The organism is Clostridia bacterium (assembly GCA_035561135.1).
Classification (GTDB): Bacteria; Acidobacteriota; Terriglobia; order Terriglobales; family Acidobacteriaceae; genus DATMYA01.
In genome coordinates this window covers 13,197-39,510 of sequence record DATMYA010000052.1, presented here as the reverse complement: position 1 = coordinate 39,510, position 26,314 = coordinate 13,197, and the positions used below count along the sequence as shown (strand labels likewise).

Annotated in this window: 22 protein-coding genes; 14 read left to right on the top strand and 8 right to left on the bottom strand. The window is 58.9% G+C overall.

Annotated elements, in window-relative coordinates; all coding sequences use genetic code 11:
- Positions 1 to 43 precede the first annotated feature (43 nt).
- From VN622_11440 to VN622_11425, 4 genes are read right to left on the bottom strand one after another with little or no spacing between them, the layout of a single operon-like run.
- Positions 44 to 604, bottom strand: a complete 561-nt coding sequence (locus VN622_11440; protein ID HWR36472.1) for a hypothetical protein — start codon at positions 602 to 604, stop codon at positions 44 to 46.
- A complete protein-coding gene (locus VN622_11435; protein HWR36471.1) occupies positions 601 to 1,473 on the bottom strand; it encodes a hypothetical protein in 873 nt (290 codons plus the stop codon). The genes VN622_11440 and VN622_11435 overlap by 4 nt, the downstream gene beginning before the upstream one ends.
- Complete coding sequence (locus tag VN622_11430) at positions 1,470 to 2,567, bottom strand: hypothetical protein (protein HWR36470.1); 1,098 nt, start codon at positions 2,565 to 2,567, stop codon at positions 1,470 to 1,472. The genes VN622_11435 and VN622_11430 overlap by 4 nt, the downstream gene beginning before the upstream one ends.
- Positions 2,568 to 4,328, bottom strand: a complete 1,761-nt coding sequence (locus tag VN622_11425) for a hypothetical protein (GenBank protein HWR36469.1) — start codon at positions 4,326 to 4,328, stop codon at positions 2,568 to 2,570.
- 265 nt (positions 4,329 to 4,593) lie between these two features.
- Here VN622_11425 and VN622_11420 point away from each other — a divergent pair, with 265 nt between their 5' ends.
- From VN622_11420 to VN622_11385, 8 genes are read left to right on the top strand one after another with little or no spacing between them, the layout of a single operon-like run.
- The gene (locus VN622_11420) at positions 4,594 to 8,799 is read left to right on the top strand and encodes a tetratricopeptide repeat protein (GenBank protein HWR36468.1); all 4,206 of its coding nucleotides are present in this window, start codon (positions 4,594 to 4,596) and stop codon (positions 8,797 to 8,799) included.
- A 15-nt stretch (positions 8,800 to 8,814) separates the two neighbouring features.
- A complete protein-coding gene (locus VN622_11415; protein HWR36467.1) occupies positions 8,815 to 10,104 on the top strand; it encodes a glycosyltransferase in 1,290 nt (429 codons plus the stop codon).
- Positions 10,095 to 11,270 (top strand): hypothetical protein, encoded by a 1,176-nt coding sequence (locus tag VN622_11410; protein ID HWR36466.1) that lies wholly within the window; start codon positions 10,095 to 10,097, stop codon positions 11,268 to 11,270. Before VN622_11415 ends, VN622_11410 begins: the two co-directional genes overlap by 10 nt.
- Complete coding sequence (locus VN622_11405) at positions 11,257 to 11,715, top strand: STAS domain-containing protein (protein ID HWR36465.1); 459 nt, start codon at positions 11,257 to 11,259, stop codon at positions 11,713 to 11,715. The genes VN622_11410 and VN622_11405 overlap by 14 nt, the downstream gene beginning before the upstream one ends.
- Positions 11,712 to 13,022 carry an oligosaccharide flippase family protein gene (locus tag VN622_11400; GenBank protein ID HWR36464.1) on the top strand — a complete coding sequence of 437 codons (1,311 nt, stop codon included), beginning with the start codon at positions 11,712 to 11,714 and terminating at the stop codon, positions 13,020 to 13,022. The genes VN622_11405 and VN622_11400 overlap by 4 nt, the downstream gene beginning before the upstream one ends.
- A complete protein-coding gene (locus VN622_11395; GenBank protein HWR36463.1) occupies positions 13,019 to 13,771 on the top strand; it encodes a hypothetical protein in 753 nt (250 codons plus the stop codon). The genes VN622_11400 and VN622_11395 overlap by 4 nt, the downstream gene beginning before the upstream one ends.
- 38 nt (positions 13,772 to 13,809) lie before the next feature.
- Positions 13,810 to 14,328 (top strand): hypothetical protein, encoded by a 519-nt coding sequence (locus tag VN622_11390; protein HWR36462.1) that lies wholly within the window; start codon positions 13,810 to 13,812, stop codon positions 14,326 to 14,328.
- A gap of 11 nt (positions 14,329 to 14,339) precedes the next feature.
- On the top strand, positions 14,340 to 15,053 hold the full coding sequence (locus tag VN622_11385; GenBank protein ID HWR36461.1) for a thymidylate kinase: 714 nt from the start codon (positions 14,340 to 14,342) through the stop codon (positions 15,051 to 15,053).
- Positions 15,054 to 15,229: 176 nt separating this feature from the next.
- Here the strand turns inward: VN622_11385 and VN622_11380 are convergent, their stop codons facing one another.
- The gene (locus tag VN622_11380; protein ID HWR36460.1) at positions 15,230 to 16,525 is read right to left on the bottom strand and encodes a BON domain-containing protein; all 1,296 of its coding nucleotides are present in this window, start codon (positions 16,523 to 16,525) and stop codon (positions 15,230 to 15,232) included.
- A 322-nt stretch (positions 16,526 to 16,847) separates the two neighbouring features.
- Here VN622_11380 and VN622_11375 point away from each other — a divergent pair, with 322 nt between their 5' ends.
- From VN622_11375 to VN622_11365, 3 genes are read left to right on the top strand one after another with little or no spacing between them, the layout of a single operon-like run.
- Positions 16,848 to 17,774, top strand: coding sequence for a cation diffusion facilitator family transporter (locus VN622_11375; GenBank protein HWR36459.1), 927 nt, complete (start codon positions 16,848 to 16,850; stop codon positions 17,772 to 17,774).
- Positions 17,775 to 17,798: 24 nt separating this feature from the next.
- Positions 17,799 to 18,224, top strand: a complete 426-nt coding sequence (locus tag VN622_11370) for a FixH family protein (protein HWR36458.1) — start codon at positions 17,799 to 17,801, stop codon at positions 18,222 to 18,224.
- Positions 18,149 to 18,628: a pyrimidine dimer DNA glycosylase/endonuclease V gene (locus VN622_11365; protein ID HWR36457.1), complete on the top strand. Its 480-nt coding sequence runs from the start codon at positions 18,149 to 18,151 to the stop codon at positions 18,626 to 18,628. Before VN622_11370 ends, VN622_11365 begins: the two co-directional genes overlap by 76 nt.
- Positions 18,629 to 18,641: 13 nt before the next feature.
- Here VN622_11365 and VN622_11360 read toward each other — a convergent pair whose 3' ends face one another.
- Complete coding sequence (locus VN622_11360; protein ID HWR36456.1) at positions 18,642 to 20,369, bottom strand: ATP-dependent DNA ligase; 1,728 nt, start codon at positions 20,367 to 20,369, stop codon at positions 18,642 to 18,644.
- Between the two features lie 68 nt (positions 20,370 to 20,437).
- On the bottom strand, positions 20,438 to 20,866 hold the full coding sequence (locus tag VN622_11355; protein HWR36455.1) for a hypothetical protein: 429 nt from the start codon (positions 20,864 to 20,866) through the stop codon (positions 20,438 to 20,440).
- A gap of 149 nt (positions 20,867 to 21,015) precedes the next feature.
- On the opposite strand from VN622_11355, the gene VN622_11350 reads away from it, so the two are divergent.
- From VN622_11350 to prmC, 3 genes are all read left to right on the top strand, one after another.
- Complete coding sequence (locus VN622_11350; GenBank protein HWR36454.1) at positions 21,016 to 22,002, top strand: DUF1385 domain-containing protein; 987 nt, start codon at positions 21,016 to 21,018, stop codon at positions 22,000 to 22,002.
- A gap of 203 nt (positions 22,003 to 22,205) precedes the next feature.
- Entirely contained in the window at positions 22,206 to 23,282 is a 1,077-nt protein-coding gene (prfA, locus tag VN622_11345) for a peptide chain release factor 1 (protein HWR36453.1), read from the top strand.
- Between the two features lie 134 nt (positions 23,283 to 23,416).
- Positions 23,417 to 24,265 carry a peptide chain release factor N(5)-glutamine methyltransferase gene (prmC, locus tag VN622_11340; protein HWR36452.1) on the top strand — a complete coding sequence of 283 codons (849 nt, stop codon included), beginning with the start codon at positions 23,417 to 23,419 and terminating at the stop codon, positions 24,263 to 24,265.
- Positions 24,266 to 24,689: 424 nt separating this feature from the next.
- Here prmC and purH read toward each other — a convergent pair whose 3' ends face one another.
- Entirely contained in the window at positions 24,690 to 26,276 is a 1,587-nt protein-coding gene (gene purH, locus VN622_11335; GenBank protein ID HWR36451.1) for a bifunctional phosphoribosylaminoimidazolecarboxamide formyltransferase/IMP cyclohydrolase, read from the bottom strand.
- Between the last annotated feature and the right edge of the window lie 38 nt (positions 26,277 to 26,314).

Genomic DNA, 26,314 nt, shown 5'->3' with positions numbered 1-26,314 from the left:
GGGCCGTTCTTTGAACGTTTCCGTTCTCATTCATGTAGAAGGCTTAGAAACCTGGGACGCTCTCCAGTACCCGAACCTTCCAGCTATTCTCGGTTGGCGTGAGCAGAGCCAGGCAGTGCAGCGTGGCCTGTTCGCTATGGACGACCTTGTCGCCATCGAGCCACTGGATTTCAAGCTGAAAGGTGTCACGAAGCTGGATGGCGGATCCTTCCACAGAATAGAAAGCGACATCCACCTTATGTCCGCGATCGACGTAGCGCCGGCTAAGGCCTTCCGCTTTTTGTTCGTTGACGGCCTGCGTGAACTTGTCACGGGCGATGCCGACGAAGGCTGCGTTGAGGACATCGGCGCGATTCTCCGACATGGCTTGCGCGAGCAACTGCCAGGCGCGGGAATAATCCCGGAGGACCGCCTGCTCCGTGGCCTCCTCTACCTGGCGCGGGGTAGCCCTCGATGAATCTATGGTGGCCTTCACGGCAGCCGGATTGTCGGCGGCCATCAACCAGGGTGGAAGTGAGGCGAGGGCGAAGGCCAACAGCAACGCAAGCGCAATCAGAGCTACTGGGCGAAGGGGCATCAGCACGTAAAAACCTCGAACCGTCATCGTGCACCTCGCCAGCGAATTTCGTTTCCAACAATGACTCCGGCAGCGACGGAGATGAGCGCGTTGTCCGAAGCCGGAAGTTCTGCGCGAGCACTGCCCCGCTTGATGCGCGAATCAACGGTGCTCTTGCCTTTGGCATCGACAGAGGTAAACGTGACGATGGTTCCGTCGGGCACGGCGTTTCCGGCGCAGTCGCGAATAGGATCGGTGTCGACGATGATGTTGCCGTTGTTTCCTCGCTGCGCGCGCATGCGTATGGTGCACGGATCAGACGCGACCTGCTGAACGATCCGGCGAACGCTTGCGCCGGCGACGGAGGCAACGAACTGCGCCGCGCCTTCCTTTCGCCCTGAGTCGGTACGCGTCCATGCGATGCCGTACTTGCTCATCTCTCTGCGACTGACGGGCGGAGCTCCGGCGACGGTGAGATCGAAGCTCACCGCGGCCGGTTCCAGGACGAGGTTTTGATAAGCGTCGAACAAATACGCGCTGCCACTGATGACACCGGGGCGCGCGGCGGGAACCCGTGAAGGTCGAGCGAGAAATGCGATGCTATCTACCTTGCCGGGCGTTACGAAGAACGAAACCGCGTGATCAGCTCCGCCCCCTTTAACGATCAGCACGTACCGTCCTGCGCCGCTAACGTCTTCTGCCGATAACTGAATTGGCTGGCCGAGTTGCACCTTGCGCTTGGCAACGTGGCTGGGGGCGAAGAGGTACGCAGTGGCTTCTCCGCTGCCGCTGATAGGAATGGACGCGGGTGTTCCGGCAACGACTCGGGAGGGAACCTGAACATCCTGCGCGCGCGCGACCGACGCGGCAAACAAGCAGACTGCTGCCAGCATTGCGAATGCCAGGAGTCTTCTCATAACGACGCCCTATCGCTGCTGTACTGGTTCACGGTAACGCGATAGTTCTGTACGTTAGGCATTACGTCTTCTCGCAGATCAACAGCGAACGGCGTAGGAGTCTGCGGCTGCAATGCCTGGTCAACGTAGGCGTCCGAGACCCAGATGACCTTGCCGGAGTTGTCGTAGAACGTGGCAAGCACGTGCGGGATGTTGACGACTTGTCCGCTCTGGTTGACGAGTTCGCCTTTTAGAACACTCTTGCCTCGTTCGTCTTTGTCGAGGCGCTGATGCAGCACTCCGATGACCGGGTCAGCCGAAGCGCCTATAAGCAGCGCGTTGGGCTGCATGCGGACACTCTTCACTTTCCCAAGTTTCACGCCGATGAAGTCTATGCGAAACGGTGAGACTTCTTTCGGCAGCAGCGTGTGCGAAATCTTGTCGAAACTGGACTCCTGGCCGAGAATGTTGCCGTCCTTTGCGATGAGCGTGGCCCCGACGCTGACGAATCCGGGAACCGTGTCTTCATTCACGATTTCGCCAAGGATAATGGTGTTGCCGTCGCGCTCGATGGCGTTCATTGAGACGATGCGAACACGGGGAGCCTCGACGTTCTGCGACCCCCAGTCGTCATCTGAGCCTCGCGTTATAACGTCCCAACGCAGGTAGTTTACGGGGATGACCTGCGGCGGAACCTTGGGCGTTTTCGCGACCGGCCACATCACACGCCAGCTATTGCCTTCACGTACGACCTTTAAATCGCGGCTGTCGTAAATAGCGCCAACAGCTGTGGACCACTGCAAGGTGGCGCGCACCAGCGCTTCGTCTCCAGTCTCCTTGAGCACTTTGGTATCTGCTTTCTGCAAGGAGGAATACGTGCGCAGGCTGCCGTCGCGTCCATTGAGATCGCGATAGAACGACTGCTGATCGGTGTTGCTGGCCTGGGCGACGTAGGCGTAAGCGCCGCTCCAGTCGCCGCTCCTGGCGTGAAGCAGGAGTTGTTGAACGGCGCGTTCTGGCGTGGTCGCTGGAGCGAGATTGCTGGGTCGAATGGTGGCGGCGGCGATCAGCACGACGGCGATGACGACGAGTACGATTGGAAGGATTCTTTTCATTTACTTTGCCTCCCGCAGAACGACCGGCTCTTCGGCGGCAGACGGGAACGGAACCGCCTCTCCGGCGCGGCGGCGATCAGGAAGAAGCAGCACGGCAAAGATCGAGAAGATGCTGCTGGCCATGGGGAGAATGCCCCAGAGAAGCCCGTGCCACGCGGGCGGCATGAGCGCTCCGAATTCAATCTTGCGGGCGGGCGGCACGTCGTCCTTGGTCCAGAGCGTGACGTTTCCGTTGTCGTAACTTTCAGCCTGTCGCCATCCGGCGAAGGCGAGCAGCGGTTCGTAGAAACGATCGCGCACAAAAACGTAACGCAGACCGTACTGGTCGGCGTGCTTGAGCACGGAGCGAAGGGCTTCCATGCCGGATGCGCCAAAGTACTTGGAGTTGTAAAGCTGTCCTGCGCCGTACGCTGTCAACTCGGGCAGCAAACGGGCGGAGTTGTAGTCGCCATCAACGCTTCCGGCGTCGGCGTAAGTGGACACTCTCGCGAACTTGTTGCTGAACCCAAGAGTGATATAGCGAAACTTGGAGTGATCAGCGTTGTTGAGGAATGCGATGACTTGATCAACGCTGAATTGTCCCTGGTTGATAGGGTTGAACACAGTCCATGAAAGGGCCATTGCGAATGTCGCTACGGCAGCGATGCTCAGTCCCACCATGGCTTTTCGCGCGAAGCGATCGATAAGTTGCGCGGCGATGATGCCGACGAAGGGCATTGCCATCAGCGTCGCCCAGAACGTGAAGCGCTCGAACGTAAGTACGTCGAAGGCGCGCCCGAGCAGCGCCCGTGCAACCGGCGTGGTTCCGCCGAGTCCAAGAAGCAAGGTGATGTACCAGCCGAAGAGCAACGGACGCAGGCGACGCTCCGCCGATCCGCGGATCAGGATGAATGGAATCGCCAGGATCAACGCCCCCATCGGGATGACCCAGAAATTCAATCCGCTGCGCAGGCTGAGCAGATAGTTATCGCGGCTGCCATGCGGAATGGGCATCTGCGTGATGGGATTCTGCTTGAGCGCGATCCAGTAAGGCAATAACACAACCAGAACCGCGGCGAGGGTCAGCACAGCGAAGATGGCCGCGCGCGAAAGGACTCCAACGCGGGATGCTTGTTGTTCACCGTGCGCTTTGCGATCGATGAAGGCGAGCCACAACACAGGAATAGCGAACAACACAGTGCCGAACAACATGGTGACGTGGTGCGCCGCGGCGGCGGCCATTGCGATCGCCACCCCTTTCAACAGCGCGGTTGCGCGTCCGGTACGACACCACGAATAAAAGAATGGCAACGAATTCAACGTCAGCGCCGCGGCCGCTGTTGTTGGCAACTGTCCGGACTGGTAAACCAGAATTGCCAGCGAACCGAGAAAGACGCTGCCCAGCGCTGCAAACCCAGCCTGTCTTTCACTCACCCAGAGCCGCGCGTAGCGATACATGCCAACCGGCAGCAACAAGATCACGAGTAGCTGCACGAGCATATAGGCCAAGTTGAGGCCGATCAGGTGCGAGAACAAGGCGATCCACTGATGCGTAAGCGGCGGATATGTCGTCTGGGCAAATCCGCCGTACCACTTCTCATTCCAAGGGCTGAACCAGTGCTGGGCGTAGTGCGAAGCGAAAAAGATGTGCGTGTTCGCATCGTAAGAATTGGCCGGCAACTGCATCAGCAGGAGCGGGCCATGAATTGCGACTGCCAGCAACAAAATCGCCGTAAGCGGAATAGCACGGGTGGAAGCAGATAAAGGGGACTTCGCAATCAAAGGTAATCCTCCGCAGCTTCACGTCAGGAGCAGTTTTGATTCCTGTCGAGGCGCTTAGGTTTCCTTTGTGGCACAAGCGTTCTACCAGTTTGCGGTACACCGGGTGCAGGGCGAGGGTCACTGTTAGCACTTGCGTGCCGAATTCGTGCAGAGTTGATTTCGCTCAGAGTTCCGACACAGCCGTTTGCGCTGGATTCGCATCCGAGCAGTTGGAAAACAGCTTGCGAGTGCTGTCCCGCCGTACCGCCAGTACCTGAGTGGTCCTGTGAAAAGACTTGTATCGTACGTAACTTTTAGTTCCTTGCTGCTGCTTGGGCTTGCGCCACAGGTTACGGGGCAAACCTTTGAAATCGGCGGCGCGCAATCGAAGGAACCCGCAAAGGCAGCTTCGCCGAACGCGAAGAAGAGCACAGCGGGTGCGAGAACACCTGCGCCGGTGGAGACTGGAATAGGGTGGGGAAGCAGTATTGAAGTCGGCCGCATGGCGCGCGCTGCCGAAGATGCGTTGCGCCGCGGTAATCCCAGTCAGGCTGCGACGTTTGCCGAACGTGCGGTAAAGCAGGCTCCGAACAACGCGAAGCTCTGGTTCCTGCTGGGATATACGTCGCGACTGGCGGGCCGCTATGGGCAGTCCGTTGATGCCTACCGGCAAGGACTCGCGAAAGAGGGGAGTTCACCGGAGGGCCTCTCGGGGCTGGCGCAGACATACGGCAGGATGGGGCGCACGGAGGAAGCAAAGCGCCTGCTGATGCAGGTCATCAAAGCGAATCCGAAGCGCCAGAACGATCTGCTGATCGCGGGTGAGTTGTTCATGAAATCGGGTGATGTGCAGGGCGGGATCAACCTGCTGTCGCGGGCAGAGGCGCTGAAGCCCTCTTCGCACGTGGAGTTGATGTTGGCCGTGGGCTACTTGAAACTGAAGCAGCCTGCCAAGGCGAAGCAGTTCCTGGAATCGGCGAAGCGGCGCGATGCCAAGAATCCTGCTGTTTTCCGTGCTGTGGCGAACTACTACCGCGAGGAACACGATTACAAGTCCGCCATTACCACATTGAAGAGCGCGCCCCGACAGACGCCTGAGCTGCTGGCAGACCTCGGTTACAGCTACGAACTGAATCGCGATAAGCAGGAAGCGGCTAACACCTACAGCAAAGCAGCGAATTCGGCGCCAACACAGATAGGGCTGCAGCTCAGTGCGGCGCAGGCACAGATGCGGGTAGGCTCGCTGGACAAGGCACGCGCCTTCGTCAGCAAGGCGGCAGCCCTGGACTCGACCCATTACCGTCTTCATGCCCTCCAGGCGGCGCTTGCAAAAATCGAAAACCGTCCGCTGGATGCCATTCGCGAATACAACCAGGCACTCAGCCGATTGCCTCAAGGCGGAGCACCGGAAGGTCAGATGTACCCGATCTCGCTGCGACTGAATTTGAGCGAGTTGTATCGCGAGCAGGGGGACGACGCAAACGCCCAACGGCAGATTGCGCTGGCGGAGCAGGACATCAATAAGCTGAACGTGGAAGGCACAGCGCGGGCGGAGTTCCTGCGAGTGCGTGCCTCGGTCCGGTCGAATGCCGGCGACATTAAGGGCGCAGAAGCGGATTTGCAAGAGGCGCGGAAGCTCGATCCGGCGAACACCAACATCATCCTGCAATACGCCAACCTGCTGTGGCGCGCCAAGCGCAGGGACGAAGCGCGAAAGCTGTACACATCCATCCTCGACAACGACCGGAACAACCGCTTTGCATTGGAAGCGTTGGGGTATCTCTCACGCGATGAGGGCGACAACAAGGGCGCGGAGTACTACTTCAACAAACTGGCCGCCGCGTATCCAACGGACTATGTGGCCTACCTGGCGCTGGGCGACCTGTACACGTCAACACGTGATTTTGCGCGTGCCGACGGCAGCTACCAGAAGGCGCACAAACTGGCTCCGGCGAATTCGGTCATCGTAGCGAATGCCGCAAATGCGGCCATAGAAGCGCGGCAGATTCCGCTGGCGGCGGAATGGGTATCGCGCGCAAACGGCAAGATGAAGGACGATCCGCGCGTGATGCGCGAGCAGGAGCGCGTGTTCTTCCACCAGGGGAAATTCCTGGAATCGGCACAGATCGGCGAACGGGTGCTGGAGAAGTTGCCGAAGGATCGTAACGCTTCGGTGTACCTGGCCTACGCGCTCTACAACCTGGGCCGCTACGACGATGTGCTGGCGCTTTCGCAGCGATACGAGAACGTGCTGCCGCGTGAAGCAAATTTCCCTTTGTTGACGGGCCACGTTCACAAGCAATCGCAGTTGCTGTACCAGGCAGTGGACGATTACACGCGTGCTATCGAGCACGACCCACGCATGACCGACGCTTACATCAACCGCGGGTATTCGCTGAACGATATGCAGAATGCCGAGCAGGCGGTCTCCGATTTCCAAAGCGCGCTCAAGCTGAGCCCGAACAACGGTGTCGCACACCTTGGGTTGGCGTTCTCGAATCTGCAACTGCGACGGGGTCGTACGGCGCTCGATGAAGTGGACACGGCAGAAAGATTATTAGGCGAGAGCGGCGCGACGCACCTGGCGCGAGCAACGGCATTCCGGCAACAGCGATTGCTGGAACGCGCCGAGAAAGAATATCAGACCGCGCTGAAGTTCGCTCCCGATGACGCGAAACTCTACCTGGCACTGGCTGATACGCAGTATCACCTGCGCCGCTACGGACAGTCGTTAACGACACTGATAGATGCTCTGCGTTACATGCCGGACGATCCGATGATCTACGCGCAGATGGCACATGCACACGCGCAGTTGAAGCACCGTCAGGAAACCTTGCAGTACGTGGCCACGGCAGAGCGCGCGGCACCGGAGCAGGCGGCAATTTACCTGAACACCGGTGATGCGTTGCTGGTTCTGGGTGATCGCGAAGGAGCGATGGAGCGCTTTGCGCGTGCGCTGCAAGCACCGGACAGCAACCGCGTAGACGCGCGCCTTGCGATCGCAAAGGTTTTCGTGCGCGACCGTGAGTTCGAAGATGCGCGCCAGCAAGTGAGCCTGGGATTTGCGGAATCTCGCATCGGCGAGGCGGCGCCGGTAACGGCAGATAACCTTGTCGAAGCGGCGAATCTGTTCCTCGCCATGAACGACTTCGATCTGGCAGCAAAGTACTTTGAGACTGCGAGGAACGCTGGGGCGGCCGACCAGGTGGTAGCAATTGGGATGGCAAACGCCTACCTTGCGCAGGGCGATCCGCTGAACGCGCAAGCTCAGTTGGCGAGCCTCGGCAATCCGGATGACTACGCCGAAAATTATGACTACACGCTGGCGATGGCGACCGTTCACCGGCAGCGTCGCGACAGCCTGCGTGCCTTGTCCATGTTCGCGCGCGCCAACATGCTCTCCGGACAGGATGAGATTGCGGAGAGGCAGCTACAGGAAGTGGCAGGCGAAGAAGGCCTCCGGTTGACGCGCAAGGTAAGCGTCGGCACGGACTTCACGATGAATGGCATCTTCGAGGATGCGACGATCTATAACCTCGACCGGCAACTCTTTCATGCTGACGCAAATACGCTGCCCACGCCGAGGTCATCGCTTGAGTCGCGCTGGACCAACACCTTCAAAGTCCACCAGGACGGCGTGCCTACCATTAGCGGATTCGTGCAGGTGCGGAACGCGCGAGGCGAGGTTTCAATTCCGAGCGAAGCCCTGATCCTGAACCGCGACCTGTATGACTACTCGGCAAACGGCGCGCTGAACCCGGTGCTGCGGTTCGGGCGCAACGTGGTGGCGTTCAACACCGGGTTGCAATACACATGGCGGCGCGACAAGCGATCTGCCTTCGAATTGAATCAGAACCTCTTCAGGCAATTCGCTTACATGTCGACAAACTCGTTCTGGAATTGGATTTCGGTCCGGGGCAGCGCGTTCCACGAATCCGGTCCATTCACCGAGCGCAATCTCAGTTCTCGTGAACTGGGAGCGAAATTGGAATTCATCGTCGGGCGTCCGTGGGGACGCACGAGTCTGATCACCTCGTACGCAGTTCGCGACCTGCAATTCAATCCGCTGATCCGCGAGTTTTTCTCTACGACGACGTCCGTGGGAGTGCAGCGGCAGTTCGGGACGAAATCGAAAGCCGCTTTGATAGGCGAATACATCCGTTCGTGGAGAGCGCAAGCCGGCCAGTCGTGGATTGCGCAGGCAATGCGACCTGCTGCCGAGTTTGAATACCGTGCGAATAATCGGTGGACAGTCAGTGGAACATTTGCTTTCTCTCGCGGACAAGGTTTCCACGACTATGACAACGTGCAGAGCAGTTTGCTCATCTCTTATGTACGACCTTTTCGTCGTAACTACAACGATGGAACAGGCGAGCTTCCCGTCGAGTATCCGCTGCGGATCTCATTCGGGATTCAAAACGCCAATTTTATGAATTTTACTGGCCGCGATCAGGCGATTATTCGTCCAGTAGTGCGCCTGTCGCTGTTTTAAGGCCAGAGGGGCCCAATGAAAATTTGTCTGGTCACAGCGTTTCCGCCAAGCAGACGGGGGCTGAACGAGTACGGGTATCACATAGCGCGAGAGCTTCAGCGCGATCCGCTGCTCAGCCTGACAGTACTGGCTGACGAGCTACCGGCAGCTCAGCTCGAGCCATCGCACGAGAACGCGCGGACTTGGAGCGCTGCCGATGTTGAGGAGTTTGAGGTTCGGCGCTGCTGGTCCTTTGACAGCCTTACGAATCCATTGCGACTCCTGAGTGCGATACGCGACTGTCGGCCAGACGTCGTCTGGTTCAACCTGCTGTTTTCAACCTTCGGCAACAACCCGTTCGCCGCATTTTCCGGGCTGACGATCCCGGTGCTGACGAGACTTTCCGGTTACTACACGCACGTTACGCTGCATCACCTGATGGACAATATCGATTTGAGTGATGCAGGCGTCAGCTTTCCCCACGTGTACCGTATGGCGGGGTCGGTTGCAACCCGCATGTTGTTGATGTCGAACTCGATTTCAGTGCTGCTGCCAGCCTATCGGCGGACGCTGATGGAAAGATACCGGGGCGACAATGTTTATTTTCGCGCGCACGGCATCCTGTCGGCACGTCCTGAGGCGCCGGACTACTCCCGCCGGGGCAATCCAGAACACCGGATTCTGGCATTCGGGAAATGGGGCACATATAAGCGCCTTGAAAAACTGCTCGATGCCTTCGCCATAGTTAGAGAGCAGATACCGAACGCAACACTGGTGATCGCAGGATCGAACCATCCTATAACTCCTGGCTACGTCGAATCCGTAGCGGCGCGCTTTAGGAACAATTCGGAAATCAAGTTCACCGGCTATGTTGACGAAGATCAGATTCCGGAACTGTTCCGTTCGGCTTCCGTGCTGGTAATGCCTTACTCGTCGGCAACCGGGTCAAGCGGAGTTGCACACCTGGCTTGCGAATACGGAGTCCCAATCCTTTCCGCCGACATCAAAGACTTCCGTGAGATGGCCGATGACGAAGGCCTGGCGATCCTGTTTTACGAAACAGGAGATCCTCAGGCTCTCGCGGACCGGATGATCTACCTGCTGCGCACCCCTGAGTTGCAGCGGGAGATGGCCGAACAGAATTTCTCTGCCGCTCTGCGAATGACCATGCCGCAGATCATACGGCAGTACCTGCGCTCTTTCGACCTGCACAAACGTGCGCGGGCCCTGGAACCGATATCGCGCTTCCGGCGCATTCCGTCCTGGGTTCCTGCGCGTTCCGCAATCTTCCGCGCCGCTGCTCCGAGGTGGGCTCCATGGATGTAAAGGCAATCATTTTGATCGGCGGACGGACCGAGCGTGCGGCTGAGTTGGAAGCCGAGCGGATTGCGGAAGTGCCGATCGCGCTGATCGATGTGCTCGGCGAACCTGTGTTGCAACGCGTGCTGTGGCACCTGGAGCGTGTCGGGATTACGGGTGCATCCGTGGTAACCGAGGTTCCGCACTCTGCCGCGCCGCTGGCGCGTGGTGCATTGCGGCCAGACTTGAAGTTCGTTCATGCAGTTGGCCCGCAGTTCTGGCGAGCGGCTGAAAACGCTTTTGCCGAGGCAGCACAGGCTGGAGCTGAAACCGTCGTTGTTGTGCGAATTGGCCCATACGCGGAGATTGATTACGAAGAGTTAATTCAGGTGCACGTCGACAGCGGCTGCCGAGTTTCGTCTGCCTGCGACATGGAAGGTGAACCGCTGGATTGCTTTGTCATCAGCGCTCTGCGGCGGAATGACGCTGCATTCCTCTTCCGCCACGAGCTGCGACAGTTTCGAGTGCCAGGTGACGAGTACAGGGTCCAAGGCTATGTGAATCGCCTGCGGACGGCGGCAGACCTGCGCAGGCTTGCGCTGGATGCCTTCGCCGGAACAGCGTCTATTCGGCCTCAAGGCACCGAGATCAAGCCAGGAGTCTGGGCCGGCGAGGGTGCCAGGGTACATCGGCGCGCTCGCGTTCTGGCCCCGGCGTTCATTGGTGCGCGTTCACGCGTAGGAGCCATGTCGGTAATAACGCGGGGCAGCGTTCTGGAGCACCACGCCGAGGTGGACTGCGGCACCGTCATTGAAAACGCTACCGTACTCCCATTCACTTCAGTGGGAGCAGCTCTCGACGTCAGCCATTCGGTCGTTGGATTTCGCCAGATCGCGAACCTTCGCCGCAAAGTCGACGTTCAGATTGGCGATCCGAAACTGGTTGGTGTCACGTCTGGCAGTGCTCCGTTACGAACTGTAACCAGTGCGGTCAGATTGGCTTTCTACTTGCCCATAACCTTCATCGCCGGATTATTTAAAACTCCGGCACGCACGATTCCGGAAAATTTGCCGGAAGCGGTTAGCACCCCGTCAACTGCTCTGCGTACGGCGTCTCTGCCCGAAGCGGAAGCTTCCGATTCCAATGGATTTTCCCCGAACTTTGCGGCTGTGAGGCGGTATGGAAACGAGTAGGCCCGTGGTAGTGAAGCGCATGCCTGAGCGGCTCAATATGAAAAATGCACGCGCAGTTCTGGAGGAAGTGAAACCGTTTCTGGAATCGGATAGGCCGCAAATCGTGTTCGATCTATCCCAGGTCAAGCACATTGATGCCGCTGGCGTTGACCTTCTGCTGCACTGCATGGCGGAGACCGCAAAGCGCGACGGAGATTTAAAGCTCTCCTCTCTCTCGCCACAGGCGGCGGTAGTGCTGGAGTTGACGCGCACCGATCGCCTGTTCGAGATCTATGAAGCGGCGGCGGACGCCGTGCGCAGTTTCAGCAGTTTCCTTCCAAACGCTGTTCGCCAGTTCTATCCAAGCCATCACTTCGATTCGGCGCTTTCGTTCCCAAACACGAGTGCGCGTAAGGACAAGAAGCAGCGGAAAGAAACGAAGGGAGACTCTGAGGCGGCTGCATGAGTATCAATGAGACAGTGCTGTCCGGGTACAAGCCACGAGGATGGCGTGGCGCTGTGGCAGTGCTGCGGGCGCAGCCCGGCCACCGAAAGCTGCTGAGCGGAAGCGTAGTGATGCTGACAGGCTCGACCTTCGTGAGCCTGCTGAACTTCGGCTACAACGTCGCGGTGGCGCGCATGCTGGGTCCGGCGTCGTTCAGCCACGCGGCTGTCGCGGTCACGCTCCTCATGCTTGTCTCTTCCATCACGCTCTCATTCCAGATGGTGTGCGCGAAGTTTGTGGCAAGGAACGGCGAGCCGGGGGCGAAGGCTTTCGTGTATAGAACTCTGCGGCGGCGTGCATGGATTGTTGGGTTGGTACTTGGCTCGGCAATAGCGTTGAGCGGTGGATTATTGTCGGGATACCTGCGACTGCCGTCTCGACACATCATCACCCTCCTGGCATTCGGCATGGCGTTTTACATCCCGCTCGGGGTGAAGCGCGGCGCTATGCAGGGTACGTGTCAGTTTACGAAGCTGGCCGGAAACTTCGCCCTGGAGGCTGTCACAAAGTTCAGTTTGGCCGTGTTGCTGGTGCTGCTTGGATACGGAGTGCTGGGTGCAGTGGCCGCCATAGCCCTCTCCGTGGCCCTGGCGTACTTCGTTCCGAGCGTTGGACCGGCGCTGGAAGGACCGGCAAAGGCCGGCATCCCGGCTTCATTCCGTGAAGGCATGCAGGCGATCACGTTCTTCGTTGGTCAGGTAATTATCAACAACATCGATATTGTGATGGTGAAGCACTTCTTCCCGCCGCAGGAAGCCGGTGTATATGCCGCCATCGCGCTGGTCGGACGCGTGCTGTACTTCGCTTCGTGGTCTATCGTTAGCGCCATGTTCCCGATCTCAGCCGGAGCAAAAACCGAGAGCAGTCATACGGTCCTCATTATTCCACTGCTATTTATCACCGTTATTTCCCTGGGCTTCATCCTCGTGCTCGGGTTCTTCCCGGAGTTCATACTGCGCGTTTTGTTTGGCGCGCGATTCGAACCGGTTGGGCAGGGGATGAACTCACTGCTGAGCCTGTATGCGGCTTCAACCGCCGGGTACGCTCTCAGCGTTGTGCTGATTGCCTACGAGATGTCCCGGAGGATCGCCAACTCTGCGTGGCTGCAGTTGGTGTTTAGCGGCCTGGTGATGGCCGGTATCACATTTTTCCACGGCTCACTTCGAGAGGTCGTAGTGGTTCAGCAGGTGCTAATGGTCGTACTGCTGATTGCAGTCTCAATTCCCTTCTTCCGTAAGCGGCAGATCGGCTTGGAGGCGGCAGCATGAAAATAATCCGCCGGGTAACCGAGCCGGAGGTTATCTCCGAGTTCCTGAGGAACGAGTTCTACCAAGGCGAGTTCCATAACGACCGCGAGAAATACGAACACCTCGTCCTGGACGCAGACATTACCAACGCTGCCGAAAATGCACTACGGCGGGCGCTGCTGTTCCGCAGGCGCGGGCACATGTGGCGCGAACTGCCGGCGGACACGCAGTGGTGGCATGTAGAAATCGAACCGGAAGACCTGTCGAAGATCCGGGTCTTCCCGCGAGCGCAGTGGCGCAAGGTGGCGGACGGGAGTTTTCTGTTGCCGGACGTTGTTCAGCGGATCCGCTCGCAGCGCTTCAGCGGCAAGACGCGCGAGTTCATCTCGAAGGTGCAGGCGCTCAGTTACCAATTGCGCGTCGATTCGGACAACAGTTGCATCCTGCTGATAGGCATCGACGAAATACGTCCAATGACGATCCTGGAAGGCAATCACCGCATGGCAGCGGCCTTACTGGCGTCGCACAACTTGTTGCAGAACCGCTTCCGGATCATGTGTGGCTTGTCACCGCATATGCGCGAGTCCTGCTGGTACGAGACGAATTTCACGACACTGTTGCGGTACGCCCGGAACCGCATACGCAATTTCTGGTACGACAGGGAAGCGGACGTGCGCCTCATCTCGATGCCGGATGCGAAAACGATAGCCGCTCAATCGTCTTCCTACGACGGAGTATCCGCGCAGAAAATTGCGCGCGGCTCGAAGTAGCAGGCGCAGTCCCAAGTGTTTTGGCCGGAGTGTTCCCGATGAAGTTTCCGAAAATGTTTCTCACTCGCTGGATGATTGCGGTAGTCGCTTTCGCAATGTGCGGTGCGCCAGAAGCGGCACAGGCGCTGGCACAAGATGCGCAGCAGCCACAGACCGTTCCGGCGCAGCAGGTTCCACAGCAGCAACCGAACCGCGGGACGACCATTGATCCTTCGCAGGGTCCGCTTACGCCCGTGCCTGCCCAGACGCCCCCCGATGCTCCGAGCTCCACGGTTCAGCAGCAGCCCACTCCGACGACAACTCCGGTACAGCAACCCACCACGCAGCAGCAACAGCAACGGCGTGAGCCGCTGGGCGCGGCCGCAGCAGAGGGAGTGCGGACCAGCGGTGGCAGTGCGTCGCGTCCGGCAGGCAGCGCGATTGCCCCCGCTAAACAGCGCCAGGTGCGCGCGCTCCTGATCAAGTTGGGCGCAATCGCCGCGGCGGGCGCAGCGATCGGCACCGTGTATGCGTTGAGCAAAGGCACCTCAAGCACGCCTCCGAACAGCGGACGCTAGGGAGCGGAACTATGGCCACGAAAGCACAGCCGCTCCGCCGCCCAATGCTGGTCAGCTTTTCCGGACTCGACGGGTCTGGGAAGAGCACCCAGATCGAAAACCTGCGAGAGGTACTTGGCAATCTGGGGCTCTCGAACAAGCTACTCGCGTTCTGGGACGATGTAGTGGTGGGCAAGCGCTATCGCGAAGGCTTTGTCCACAGAGTTTACAAAAGCGAGAAAGGCATTGGCGCGCCGGATAAGCCGGTAGATCGCCGCGATAAGAATGTGCGCGCCTGGTATCTGAGCATCGCGCGGCACGGCCTATATCTGGTCGACGCCATCCATCTGCGCATGGTCGTAGTCAGGGCGCGACGCGCGCGCGTGGACGTAGTCGTGATGGACCGCTACATTTACGACGAATTGGCGAACCTGCCGATCGAGAGCACGCTGACGCGGGCGTTCATTCGCGCCGTCGACCGCTTCGTTCCAAAGCCGGATGTCGCCTATCTGCTGGATGCTGATCCCGTAGCGGCTCGTGCCCGTAAGCCAGAGTATCCGGTGGACTTCATGCATCAGTGCCGGCACGCATATTTCACGCTGGCCTCAATGCTGGGGCACATGACGACGATACCGCCTCTGCCTCTGAGCGAAGCAAAACGCGAGGTCGAGCAGGCTTTCTATCGGGCGCTAAACCAGGCCTCGACCGGAAAAACAGCGGAGTTGGATACTGCTTCGGCCGCGTAATCGTTCGTGTCAAAACTCCAAGAGCCTTTCCAGCGCCGCACCAGTTTAGCTGTTTAGCCGATAAGTGCGCAGAACCGCGGCGCCGCGGTTCGACAGTATTCAATGCGTTCTGGCACGAGTTCAGGGGCGGCCATCATGGCCGCCCCTTTTATTTAATGGTTAGGTTATCTGAAGTGTTAGCGAGGGCTGGAGCTCTGGTCGCCCTCAGTTTTTGGATTTGTCGGTGGAGTCGTCGGGATGCTCGTGCCGGTACCCGCCGGATCATTCGTCACGCCAGGAGTGGTTGAGTGGGGATTCGTCCTGTCCGGAGCTCCAGTGCTTGGGTCAACGCCGCTCGCGCCGGTGTCGCTACCCTGCGAACGCGGAGTAGCACCGCCCTGCCCTGTCACGGTCAGCTTGTCGTCGACCTTGCGGTTTCCGGCATACGACTGCGCGATGCGCTTTGCGGTCTGACGCTCCTTGCCGGTGGGAACCGTGCCTGTCAGCTCAATCGTGGTATCGCTCACGTTGACCAACACGTGGCTGTTCGCCAGTGTCAGTTCGCTCTGGTAAGCGCTCTCGAGCTGACTGCGCAGAGCCGTCGAATCGCCACCTGCTCCGGCGGTTGAGCCCGCAGCAGTCGTGTCCCCGGTTGAGGTACTCCCGGTCTGGCTGCCGGTCGTTCCAGCGCCGCTGACCGAGCCCGTCCCGCTGGATGTAGTTCCGCTTGCGCCCGAGCCGCTAGTCGAGCCGCTCATGCCTGCGGTGCCCTGCGATCCACTCTGCGGAGCTGTGCCGGTTCCGGTCTGGGCAGCAGCTCCTGCTTCGCGAGATGCTTCGCCGGAAGCTGAGCCCGTCGTGCTTCCAATGCCCGTGCTTCCACTCCTGCCGGTCTGGTCTGCGCTCGTTGTGCCCGAGTTGCCGGCAATACTGCCAGCGGTGTTGGTGCTGGTTTCGCTCTGTGCTGTCGTGCCTGTTGCGGAAGCTGCGCCCGTGGTGCCACCCATCCCGCCGTAGCTGGACATTGTGCCGCTGGTGTCAATTGTCAGCCGGTCGCGAACGGAGGTTACGCCCGAGACGGCTTTTGCCATCTCCTTCGCGCGCTTGCGATCATCCTTACTGGCGACCGTGCCCGTAAGGTTTACGCGGCCATCTTCCACGCTAATCTGCACGTTGCGAAATGCAGGATCGCTCGCGAACTGCTGGTGCAGCGAACTCTGGAGCTGCTGATCATCAACCTTCGCGTGCTTTTCCTTCTGGGCATCGCGATCCAGGCTGCGATCATGATCGCGATCCATGTCCTTGTCATGGTCGCCGGTTGTTGTTGTCTGGTCCTGTGTCGTTCCCATGCTGCCCGATTGTGTTGTCGAGCCCTGCTGGGACATCGTGGGGCTGGAACTTGTGTCTGGACGGGCGCTGCTCTGGTCTTGCGACAGCGCGAACGCAGTGGCCAACGCAAACACAAATATCAGCACAAGAGCTGACTTCCTCATAGCTGTCTCCCTGAACGTCTGTTGTGGGCCAGAATGCTCTGAAGACGAAGGACGCAGAGCTGGGGGCGAGAGAAGTACGCGAGTGCCCCACACGTTAGGAATGAGCACTTTGCAGGCCATACAATCAGTGAGAGTTTCTGGTTCGAGGCCGTACGGGCCAAGTTTTCAAGAATTTGTGCGCTGCTGAGGAACGAAGCAACCAGCGACTCTGCACAGCCACTCACTCCTGCTTACCATAGGAACTGCAATTCCTACATTGTGGCTTGCCATTCACTGGGCTGCGCGCTTGAACGCAGAGCGCTACGAAACTAAACTGTAATTAATGCATTTTCACGACACCAACGCGCAGCAGGTGACCCCGCGTACTGCCCGATTGCTGCGCATCTCGCTCATCATTACCGTTGCCTACATCCTGCTACTCGTCATTGCGGGCGTTCAAGCGAAAAGCCTAGCTCTGTTGTCGGAGGCTGGTCACAACGTATCGGACTTTCTTGCTCTGCTGCTCTCGTGGGTCGCCGTGTATATACAGGAGCGCCCGCCGAGTTCCACCAAGACGTTCGGATATCACCGCGCTGGAGTTCTTGCAGCGTTCATTAATGCAAGCTCGCTCGTCTTGATTTCGCTCTTGATCTTTTACGAGGCTATTCATCGCCTGTACGCGCCTGTCAGCGTGCAACCGAAACTCATGATGTGGGTCGCCGGGGCCGGCGTAGTCCTGAATGGCGCGATCGCGTGGATGCTGCACAGCAGCCGTCGCGACTTGAACATTCGCAGCGCATTCTTGCATGAGATAGGCGACACGCTTGCGACAGCAGGCGTCATCGTCGGCGGCTGGTTCATCCTGGTGACGGGCCAGACCTGGATTGACCCCATGCTGTCCATCCTGATCAGCGCCCTCATCCTGTGGTCGTCCTACGGCATTATTCGCGAGAGCTTGAATATCCTGCTGGAAGGTACGCCGCATGGAATGGCACTCGCCGAGATCGAGCGCGAGATCAATACCATTCCGGGCGTGAATGACATTCACGACCTGCACGTGTGGAGCATCGGTTCGGACCGCCACTCGCTCTCCTGTCACATTGCCATCGAGGATATTCCGCCCTCGGCGAGCGAGCGCATCATGAGCGACGTTCGGCAGTTACTGGCTGACAAGTTCCACATTCACCACACGACGATTCAGTTTGAGCACGTTATCTGCGATGTCGCGCACGGATGCAATATTCCCCTGAGCGGTCATCACGACCACTGATTTCTCCGGAGGCACCAATTGCGAATGTCCTATGCTCCTTTCGTCATCCTGTCGCTTGCAGTCGCACTGCTCGCGGGCTGCAATACAAAATCAGAACTGAAGTCGAGTGGCGCAGGCGAAGCACGCGCGGTAGCGAAGGCAACACAGAACCCGATTCAGATGGCGCTGACAACGGAACCACAGAAAGCGCAGGCGCAGAAACCGTTCACCATGCGTGTGCACGTGACGAATCAATCCGGAGTTGCCATCAATGATGCGGCGCTGCAAGGCGAGCTGACCATGAAGACAATGGATCATGGAAAGCAGCAACTCGGATTTGCGACTAAAGGAAATGGCGATTACGAAGCTGCGGGTAAGGCCGCCATGTCAGGCCCATGGCAGTTAAAGGTCACGGCGAAGCTCGGAGCAGAAATTGTCGAACAAAACTTCGACGTGAACGTGATCGACTAGAGTCTCGCGATAGGCGCTACGCGCCACAACCGGATTTAGAGCATCGAGTCGCTATGCGCATCTGGGATCTCCCTCCTTGCTGCCTCTGTCGCAACCATCTGCTTGGCGAGCACAGGGAGATTCACTGCGTTTTCACTTTCCTGACCACACCCAAGGGAAGCTCGTACAAGCGCCATCCTGAGACATTGCGTTGGACTGGAAAGCTCGCAGCTTTGAAAAAGCGCCACGATCTGCTCGTCCTGGAGATGCTCAAGCGCGGATTCTGTCACAGGAGCCCGATGCCGGAGGTTCACGATCGCGATACCCAGGATTCATTCCTTATGACGCAAGAGGAACAGGTAGCCTGGATACAGTCCAAGGGATGCCAGTGCGATTTCACTTTGATGATGAAGAAGAAGAGATGAAAGCGTCAGCCCATCAGGCTGACTTGGGCAGCTTGTGCTGTCGAGCGTAGATCTCCGCTACGCGTTCGAGGGTATCGATCTCTTCCGGCGGTTTGTCGGGGCGTAGGCGCACGATGCGCGGAAAACGGAGTGCGAAGCCGCTGTCGTGGCGGTCGGACCGCATGACAGCGTTGAACGCGACTTCGATGACGACTGTCGGTTCCACCTCGCGCAGGAAGCCGTGATCGGCGGTAGTGTGTGTGAGAAACCACCCGGTCATCTGCAGGATCTCTACATCGGTCAGGCCCGTGTAAGCCTTGCCGATGTTGACGAGGCGATCGCCGTAGCGAACGGCGAAGGTGTAGTCGCTGAGCACAGAGGCGCGTTTCCCGTGGCCGAACTCGACGGCGGTAACGACGACGTCGAGCGTGGCGAGTTCTCGCTTGAGCTTCAGCCATGAACGGCCGCGCCTGCCCGGAGTGTAAGGAGAGCGCAAGTCCTTGATCATGAGACCTTCGTTGCCGCGTGCCTGCGCGGCGGTGAACATGCGCTCGATCTCGGCGGGAGAATCGGCGCGAGCCGACGGCGCTCGTAGGATGCGAACCACGTGTTCCGCGGGGCTCTCAACGGCGGGCTCAAACATGAGCACGCCTTGAGGCGCAATGGTGCGGACTGTTGCGGGTGCGCGCGCTGCGGCGAAGAGGCGATCGAGAGTCGCCGCGCGTTCGGAGAGCGGCCGATCGAGGACGAGTTCATCGCCGGCATAGAGTACGTCGAAGACGACAAATGCTACGGGCACGTCACGCAGCATGGAATCCGCGACCCGCTTGCGCCCGAGGCGCTTCTGGAGCGTTGAAAACGGTAGTGCGCGACCGGTTTCCCCGTCGGCGCTCCATGCCAGAATCTCGCCATCTAGAATCGCGTCTTCGGAGAAAGCGGCGAGGCCGGGAACAAGTTCCGGGAAAGAGCCGGTGATGTCATCGAGTGTGCGCGAGAAGAGGCGAACGTGTCCGGCGGATGCGTGCGCCTGCGCGCGGATGCCGTCGTACTTATCTTCCACGCTGGCGTGCTCGAAGTAGCTGAAGGCTTCATCGGCATCCTGGGCTGGACTGGCCAGCATGAAGCCGACGGGGTGGAACATGCGCATACGGGCTTCGTCGAGCCGGCCCGCGGAGGCCAGGCGCAACGCGCCTCCGATGTCCCCAAGCAGCATGTCCGCCCTCTGCACAGCGGAGGAAGTAGCGCTAAACGCGTGCGCGATAGCTTCCTCGACCAGACTTTCCTTGAGTCCGATACGCAACTCGCCGGTCATGATCTTGACGATGTACTTGGCCTCAAGTGCAGTGGCGCGCGCCAGCAGGTCTTGAAGCAGACGCAGCTTGGTAGCTGCGCCGCGAGCGGCAGACACATGGTGCAGCACTGCTTCGACCTCCGTCACGGCCAGCGTGCTGTTTGCTGGTGCTGTCGGTTGCAGAACGTCGTAGGCGGCGGAGCCCAGGTCTCCGTGCTTGCGGAAGGCCATCGTGAGCCGGGCTTCTCCGCCCGGGCCGGCAAGTTCGGCAATGACTCGCCACAACTGGGTGCCGCCGATTTGCAACGTGCGTTCTTCGTAGGCGGGGAAAACGCGTCCGGAGAGGAAGATAGCAGAGGTGGCGGCAGAGTCCAGGTCGCGGGAACGGAAGTACTCGGCGACCATGGCAGTCTTCTCGTTTTTCTTCGTCGTGCCGCCGACGGCTTCGCAGATTGTGGCGAGCTGTTGCATGCAATCGCAGGCCAGCGGAACAGGCCTGGAAATTGGATGCAACTCAGCCAGGGCAAGCCTTTTGCAGATCAGGACTCTCCAGCCTTTGCGCTCTTGCAGGCTTCAGGATCGGCAGATTTGTGTTTGTTCAATGCTATTGTTGCAATGCGAGTTACCTGGGCTATGAAGGAATCTGTTTCGGCCGACTGGGCTAAAACCGTGCTGGCATCCTGGGTCCGGTTTGGCTCCTCAAATACTTCAAGCATCTCGGTAACTGGGCGCACCCGGAGAGCGTGAAGTTCTGAACTGACACCCTCGGTTTTCGAGGCAAGTTCCAGGTATGCCAGAAGGTAGAGGCGCATCTTGTCGATTGTGGACTTGTATTCGCCTATGACGTTTCGATCGAGAGAATCGCGGATATCCGCGCCGCTTGGATCGTCTTTGCAGAGGTTTCCGAGTAGCTGCTGAATGGCCTGCAGGTCTTCGGAGACACGCAAGATCAGGTTGTTGATTTCCATACGGCGCGCCCCATGTAGAGATTTTGATCTAGGGGGAGGGCAGACGAGGCTACCATCAGGGCAGCCGTTTGACAGCAGAATTCCTGATGATACCCTTAACATAACAGGTACCTTATGATTCGAATCGTTAGCGAGATCATCTAATTACCATGCAGAAGTTGCGTTCGTTCCTGCGGTTCCAAACGGCCTTGCAGTTATTGCCTGCTCTCGAAAGCGCCGAGGAGACTCTCGTCGGCGGTCAGGCCGTGCTGGAAGGCGTGATGATGCGTTCGCCGCACGCCTGGGGCATCGCTGTCCGTAAGCCTTCAGGTGAGATGGCGACGCACTCCGAACCGCTGGAGAAGGCTTCGGACAAGAGCCCGTGGAAGGGTTGGCCGTTCGTCCGTGGAGTCATGACGCTGGGCTCGGCGATGGTGCTGGGTTTCAAGGCACTGCGTTACTCGGCGAACATTTCGCTGGGCGAGATGGAACCGGATGAGGATGGTAAAAAGCTTGAAATCAGTGGATGGTTAGCAACGGTCAATATCCTGCTGTCAGTCGGTTTTTTTGTCTTCATGTACAAGTTCCTGCCGTGGGCGGCAGCGACAAACATGAAGCGGGTTGATCCGTTGTTCGGTAGTCAATTGGCGATGGCGCTGGTCGATGGCATAGTCCGGATGGCGTTGTTCCTGCTGTTCATTTGGGCCACGTCTCGCTGGGCCGATATCCGGCGCGTGTACGAGTACCACGGCGCTGAACACAAGACGGTGTTCGCGTTCGAGGCCGGCGATCCGCTGCAACCAGCTACGGTGCAGAAGTACACGACTTTTCACCCGCGGTGCGGTACCAGCTTCCTGATGACGGTAATGCTGATCTCCATTGCGTTCTATGCAATGGTGCCGATCAAGACGTTCTGGGGCGGGTTCGGAATACGCATCCTGATGCTGCCGGTTATCGCGGGCATGTCGTATGAGATTATTCGTTATGCGGCGAAGCGGCGGTCATCGCTTTTCGCGCTGATGACGAAACCAGGATTGTGGCTGCAACGCATTACGACGCAGCCGCCGGATGATGGGCAAGTGGAGTGCGCGATCACGGCATTGAACGAGGCCATGGAGTTGGAGAAGCAGCACGGCGGCCAACTGGTCATCGCATGAAGCCGGCAATTGCCCGAGATATAAGAATGATTCCAAGTAACCAATCCGAATCGATGGGCCTGGCTCAGCCGGGACATCTCTAGCAGCAGCCCTCGCCTGCTAGCGCGCATCTGCGTGCACAGTTATCCCAAGTACAATCAATCTTTGCAGCCGAATTGATGTCGCCACGCGGCACCTTGAGAGCTGCGACTGGAACAGCCCCAATGTTTGAACGTTTAGAGCAGATCGAAGCAAAATACGAAGAACTGACGCAGGCGCTCCTCTCGCCGGACATCATGTCGGATTCCGGCAACTACCAGAAAACGGCAAAGGCGCACAGCGAGCTTGCACCTATCGTGGAAAAGTTCCACGAGTTCAAGGACCTGAAGCGTGGAATCGACGAGAGCCGTGCGATGGTTGCGGACGAATCTGACGCCGAGATGAAGGCCTATGCGCAGGATGAACTGCGCGGCCTGGAAGAGCGTCTGGCTGCGGTAGAAGAAGAGTTGAAAGTCCTGCTCATCCCCAAGGACCCGAACGACGAGAAGAACGTCGTACTGGAAATCCGCGCGGGTACCGGCGGCGACGAGGCTTCACTCTTCGCGGCCGAACTGTTCCGCATGTACATGCGTTACGCCGAGACACATCGCTGGAAGGTGGAAGTGCTTTCGAGTTCGGAGTCCGGCATTGGCGGGTTGAAGGAAGTCATCGCGCTGATTGAAGGTCAGCACGTGTACTCGCAGCTGAAGTACGAGAGCGGCGTGCATCGCGTGCAGCGCGTGCCGGCAACGGAGCAGCAGGGACGCGTACATACTTCTGCCGTAACCGTTGCGGTGCTTCCAGAAGCCGAAGACGTGGACATCAAGATTGAAGCAAAAGACCTGCGCATTGACACATTCTGTTCGTCGGGCCCGGGCGGCCAGTCGGTGAACACGACGTACTCGGCTGTGCGCATCACGCACCTGCCGACCGGCACGGTGGTCAGTTGCCAGGACGAGAAGTCGCAGATCAAGAATCGAGAAAAAGGAATGCGCGTGTTGCGCGCGCGCCTGTACGAGATGGAGCAGGCAAAGCAACAGGAAGCGCTGGCGAAAGAGCGCCGATCGCAGGTGGGAAGCGGCGATCGCAGCGAAAAAATCCGCACCTACAACTTCCCCCAGAATCGCGTGACGGATCACCGCATTGGGCTGACGATCCATCAACTCAGCGAAGTAATGGATGGCAGGTTGCAGCCGTTCGTAGACGCACTCGTGACGCATTACCAGTCGGAGAAGCTGAAGCACGAAGCGGTGACGGCCTAAAGGACTCGATCGTCCCGTAATCGGACCATCATAATCGCGTCATTCGAAAACGGTAAGAAGCGCAAGCAGCCACGGTTCGCGAACGGATTTGTTCAATCCGTGTTCATCCGCGATAATCCGTGGCTGATTTCTTTATGACATTACGAGAAGCACTGACGGCGGGGATTGAGCGGCTCACGGCGAATGATGTCGGTTCGCCGCGCATGAATGGCGAAGTGCTCCTGATGTTTACGCTCGGTTGCGATCGTGCGTATCTGTACGCGCACCCCGAGCGGGAGCTAACGGCGGACGAGCAGGCGCGCTATGAAGCAGCGGTCGCGCGGCGCGCATCGGGGTATCCGTCGCAATACATCACAGGGCACCAGGAATTCTGGGGTTTGGATTTCATAGTGAATCCCGCGGTACTGATTCCGCGTCCGGAGACGGAACACGCGGTAGAGACGGTACTGGAACTTGTGCGCGAAGGCGACATTGCGCGCCCGAAGATCGTGGACGTGGGAACCGGTTCAGGAGCGATTGCGCTGGCGCTGGCGAAAGAGTTGCCGCAGGGCGAGGTGAGCGCCGTCGATTTTTCCGCCGACGCGCTCGACGTGGCGAAGCTCAATGCGGCGCGATTGGAGTTGGACGGCCGTGTACGTTTTCTCCGCAGCGATGTGCTAGCGGACGTTGCGCGCGACGGCAGCTTCGACTTCGTGGTATCGAACCCGCCATACGTCGCGCTGAGCGAAGCCGACAAGGTGCAGGACGTAGTAAAGAAATTCGAACCGCAGATGGCCGTCTTCGCGGGCGAGCATGGCATGGACGTCATCTCGCGGTTAATTCCGCAGGCCCACGAGGCACTGCGAACAGGTGGATGGCTGGTGATGGAAATCGGCTACTCGATGAGCGAAGCCGTGATGAGAATGATGTCCGGCTACGAGGACGTACACGCGGTCCCCGATCTGGCGGGCATCCCGAGAGTAGTGGTGGGCCGGAAAGCGTGAGATTCATTACAGAGTAGAAGGGCGAGCCGCGGATTTCACGGATTCACACGGATGAGATTCAAACCGATTAGAAAAGCCGAGTGGGGCACCTCCAATTTGCTTTCCATTAAGCACCGTGATCGCCCGAGTGAGGCCTTAGGCCTGCATACAACTTAAGGAGTGGATGAGAGGTTGAGGGTGGAGCAAACCTTCAGGCCTGCATACAACGTAAGGAGTGGATGCGAAGTCGAGGGTGGAGCAGGCCTTCAGGCCTGCATTCAGCTCAAGCAAAAGGCGGTTTCAGCCGCTGGGGTACTTGCAAACTTCGGCAGTCGCTTTGGCGTCGATGACCCTCAAGCCGACACAAAAGCATCGAAAAGCGAGCCGCGGATTCCGGATGGAACTCAATCCGCTAAATCCGCGGCTTTTTGCTTGCGCTCGCTGTTCAGTGGCGGAAGTGGCGCACGCCGGTCAAGACCATGGCCAAGCCCAAGTTGTTCGCAGTGGCGATGACCTGGGGGTCGGCTTTGGAGCCGCCGGGTTGGATAATCGCTGTTGCGCCCGCGGCGGCGATGACTTCTACGCCGTCGGGGAATGGGAAGAAGGCGTCGCTGGCGGCGACACAGCCCTCCATTGGGAGCACGGCTTTGGATGCGCCGATCCTGGCTGAATCCACGCGGCTCATTTGTCCGGCTCCGACTCCGATGCCGCGCCCTTCTTTCGCGTAAAGAATCGCGTTGGACTTGACGTGTTTGCAGACCTTCCACGCGAAGAGCAAGTCGCGCATCTCTGCCTCGGTAGGTTGGCGCTCGGTGACGACTTTCAGCGTGGCGGGATTGAGCTTGTGCAGGTCGCTGTCCTGTACAAGCAGTCCGCCGCTGACGGTTTTCACGATCCACTTTTGCGGCGCGTTTTGAATCTCCAGCAGGCGAAGGTCTTTGCGTTTCGCAAAGCGTTCGCGCGCGGCCTGGTCGAACAAAGGCGCGATAATGCATTCGATGAAGAGGGACTGGCCGTTGTGACGTAGTCCGGCGATAGCTTCAGCCGTCGCGCCGTCCACTGGGCGGTTGAGCGCGATGACGCCGCCGAAGGCCGACACAGGGTCGCACTCGAAGGCGCGCAGGAAAGCCTCAGCAATGTCTTTGCCGACGGCGCTGCCGCATGGGTTCGTGTGCTTGATGATGGCGCAGAATGGCTCATCGAATTCGCAGGCCAGGTCCCACGCGGCTTGCAGGTCGACAATGTTGTTGTAAGAGAGTTCCTTGCCCTGCAACTGCTTTCCGTTGGCGATGCCGGTGGTGCTGCCGTCGGAGTAAAGCGCGGCTTTCTGATGCGGGTTCTCGCCGTAGCGAAGATCCATGACTTTGGTGGCGCTAATGCGCATGGTTGGCGGAAGTGTTTCTGCGTTGAGGCCCGTGATGTCGAAGGCCTTCCCGTCGCAGGAGACTTTCTCAAGCGCGGAAGCTATGGCGGAGTCGTAGGCGGCGGTGGTGGCGAAGGCTTTTTGCGCGAGACGCCACTTGGTTGCGAGCGAGAGTGTGCCCTCGCGCGTGGCGAGTTCATCGGCAATCGCAGCGTAGTCGGACGGCGAAGTGACTATGGCAACGTCCTGGAAATTCTTTGCCGCAGAGCGAACCATCGAGGGGCCGCCGATGTCGATGTTTTCCACGATTTCTTCGAAGTGCGCGCCCGGCTTGGCGGCGGTTTTCTCGAAGGCGTAGAGGTTGACGACGACCATGTCGATGGGTTCAATGCCGTGCTCGGCGATGGCGGCGCGATGCGCGGCGTTTTCGCGTATGTGAAGGATGCCGCCGTGAACCTTGGGATGGAGCGTTTTAACGCGGCCGTCGAGCATCTCGGGAAAGCCCGTGAGGTCGGAGATGTCTTTGACGACGATGCCGGCTTCCCGCAGGAGTTTGGCGGTTCCGCCAGTCGAGATCAACTCGACCCCCATGCCGGCTAGCCTGCGGGCGAACTCGACGAGTCCGGTTTTGTCTGTGACGCTGAGAATTGCGCGCTGAATTCTTGCCACGATTGCCTCGCGAAGTGATGAAAGTTGCCGCGCCAGCT